The organism is Mesorhizobium sp. M1E.F.Ca.ET.041.01.1.1 (genome assembly GCF_003997355.1).
In the GTDB taxonomy this organism is placed as follows: domain Bacteria; phylum Pseudomonadota; class Alphaproteobacteria; order Rhizobiales; family Rhizobiaceae; genus Mesorhizobium.
Map to the genome: position 1 here is coordinate 1 of NZ_RZSL01000694.1, position 2,780 is coordinate 2,780.

The 2,780-nt window shown below is 62.8% G+C and carries 3 protein-coding genes and 1 pseudogene; 3 read left to right on the forward strand and 1 reads right to left on the reverse strand.

The features are described from left to right. Positions 1–241 (forward strand): annotated as a pseudogene (locus EOA38_RS32710) (hypothetical protein); the annotation flags it as partial. A gap of 229 nt (positions 242–470) precedes the next feature. Here EOA38_RS32710 and dksA read toward each other — a convergent pair. After that, entirely contained in the window at positions 471–887 is a 417-nt protein-coding gene (gene dksA / locus EOA38_RS32715) for an RNA polymerase-binding protein DksA (RefSeq protein ID WP_126093785.1), read from the reverse strand. Positions 888–1,133: 246 nt separating this feature from the next. On the opposite strand from dksA, the gene EOA38_RS32720 reads away from it, so the two are divergent. After that, entirely contained in the window at positions 1,134–1,637 is a 504-nt protein-coding gene (locus tag EOA38_RS32720; protein WP_127301171.1) for a histidine phosphatase family protein, read from the forward strand. Positions 1,638–1,700: 63 nt separating this feature from the next. Continuing rightward, positions 1,701–2,780 (forward strand): YcjX family protein (locus EOA38_RS32725; RefSeq protein ID WP_127301172.1); only part of this gene is annotated, 1,080 nt, incomplete at its 3' end.

The following is a 2,780-nucleotide window of genomic DNA, read 5'->3' on the forward strand; positions in this document are numbered from 1 at the left end:
GAGCCAGCCGGCCACCGCAAAAGTCATGCCGCTCCCCGCCTATGGAACGGGCAACGGCAGCGTCCGGCATTCCCCGCCGCCGCCCTCCAACGATTCGATCGACGACACGCTGATGCACGAACTCGAGGCATCGCTGGACGAGTCGCACCCCAAGCCGGCGACCGGAACGCCGGCGGCCAAGCCTTCGCTCGATGACGAGATGACCAAGCTTCTCGGCGAGCTTGCCAGCCACAAGCGCTGATCCGGCAACGGCCTTAGAGCAATTACAGGAAAAGTGCGTAGCGGTTCTCCGTCCGGAATTGCGTGAAGAAAACGGTTGGACCAGTTCAGCGATTCCAAGAACCGCTGAGCCGCTCTTGCCGCGCTGCAACCGGCGGACGCCCGTTCTCCAACACTTTCCGGCAAAAAGCTCCTCAAAACAAAATGGCCGGGAATCCCGGCCATTTTCACAAATTCCATGCCTGCCTGCATCAGTCGTCGCGGTAGACCTTCTCGCGGCGCTCGTGACGCTCCTGCGCTTCGATCGACAGCGTCGCGATGGGGCGGGCGTCGAGCCGCTTCAGCGCGATCGGCTCGCCGGTTTCCTCGCAATAGCCGTAGGTGCCTTCGTCGATGCGCTGCAGCGCGGAATCGATTTTCGAGATGAGCTTGCGTTGGCGATCGCGAGCACGCAATTCGATGGCACGGTCGGTTTCGGAAGAGGCGCGGTCGGCTAGGTCGGGATGATTGGCGTTTTCTTGCTGGAGGATTTCGAGGGTTTCACGCGCTTCCCGGAGGATATCGTTCTTCCAGGTGATGAGCTTCATGCGAAAGTAAGATTTCTGCCGTTCGTTCATGAACGGCTCGTCTTCGGAGGGTACGTAATCGGCGGTAGCGATATCGTTCATTCGACTCACCCAACAACCCCAAATTTGGCGCCTATATATTCGTCGACAAGGCCCTGCACAAGCGTAAACGATAACAGTTTCACGCATTTGTTAGTCTCGCACCGATGGCGCCTCGCCGCCTCCTTTGTTTGAACGGCTTGGATCGAATTCATCCATGATTCGGTGCCGTTGCTGGCTGTCGACCATTGTGCTTGACACCGTTCTGGTGACTAATCGCGCTGCGAGGTCAGCACCACGAGGGTCCGGTTGAGCAGACTTTATCTGTTGAGGCATGCCAAGGCCGGATGGGCGCTGCCCGGTGTGCGCGATTTCGATCGTCCGCTCGACGAATCGGGCATAGCCGATGCCGAGGTGATGGGCGATGCCATGCGGGCCCGCAATTATGTGCCGGATATCACGCTCTGTTCCAATGCCAAGCGGGCGCGGCAGACGCTGGAAGGCCTGGCGGGCCGCACCGACACCGGTCGGGTCATGTTCTTCGACACGCTCTACAGCGAGGATGCGGCCGGCTATCTCGACATCATCCGCAAGAATGGCGGGGCCGGCTCCTTGCTGGTGATCGGCCACAATCCCATGACGGAGGATCTCGCCATGGCGGTATCAGGCGACGGCGACGAGGCCGCGCGCGGCACGCTCAACCATGGCTTTCCCACCTCCGGCCTCGCTGTCGTGCGTTTTCCCGGCAATCTCGCCGAGGCGGCTCAGGGCAACGGCTATCTCGAAGCCTTTCTCACCCCCGCCGATCTCTGACGCCATTACAAACGACGGCTCCAGCGCCTATATCGGCCCCTGACGGGCGACCCAGAGGCAGATTTGGCATCATCACTGACCACCTTTACCGACGAGGCGAGAATTGCGCTCGACACATTGTCGGGCCGCGCCGCCGGGCTCTTCTCGCCATCGCTGCGCCTCGGCGTCACCGGCCTCTCCCGTGCCGGCAAGACGGTTTTCATCTCCGCTTTGGTCCACAACCTGATCCATGGCGGGCGGCTGCCGCTGTTCGAGGCGCAGAAGTCCGGCCGCATCGCCCGCGCCTTCCTCGAGGAGCAACCGGACGACGCCGTTCCGCGCTTCCAGTACGAGGACCACATCGCCGCCCTGGTCAACGACCGCGTCTGGCCGGATTCGACGCGCGCCATTTCCGAATTGAGGCTCACCATCGAATACGAATCGGCCTCCGGCTGGAACCGCCTGTTTTCGGCCGGAAAGCTGTCGGTCGATATCGTCGATTATCCCGGCGAATGGCTGCTCGATCTGCCGCTTCTCGGCAAATCCTTCGCCGATTTTTCGCGCGAGGCGGTCGAGTTGGCGGCCCTGCCCGTGCGCTCCGACCTTTCGCAGGCATGGCGCGAACTGGCTTGCGCCATCGATCCGGACGCCGACGCCGACGAGATGACGGCGCGCCGCCTCGCCGAAAGCTTCGCCGCTTATCTCAAGGCCTGCAAGCTCGACGAGCGCGCGCTCTCCACGCTGCCGCCTGGTCGCTTCCTGATGCCGGGCGATCTCGAAGGCTCGCCCGCGCTGACCTTCGCCCCGCTGACGAGGTTGTCCGAACGGCGGCGCTCCGGATCGCTGCAGGCGATGATGGAGCGGCGCTACGAGGCCTACAAGACGCATGTCGTGAAACCGTTCTTTCGCGAGCACATCACCCGCCTCGACCGGCAGATCGTGCTGATCGACGCCATGCAGGCGCTCAACGCCGGCCCGGCCGCCATGGCCGATCTCGAACGGGCCGTCACGGAAATCCTCTCCTGTTTTCGGCCCGGCCGGGGCAATTTCGTCACCGACCTGCTTTCCAGGCGCATCGACCGCATCCTGGTGGCGGCGACCAAGGCCGACCAACTGCACCATGAAAGCCATGACCGGCTGCAGTCCATCGTGCGCAGGCTGGCG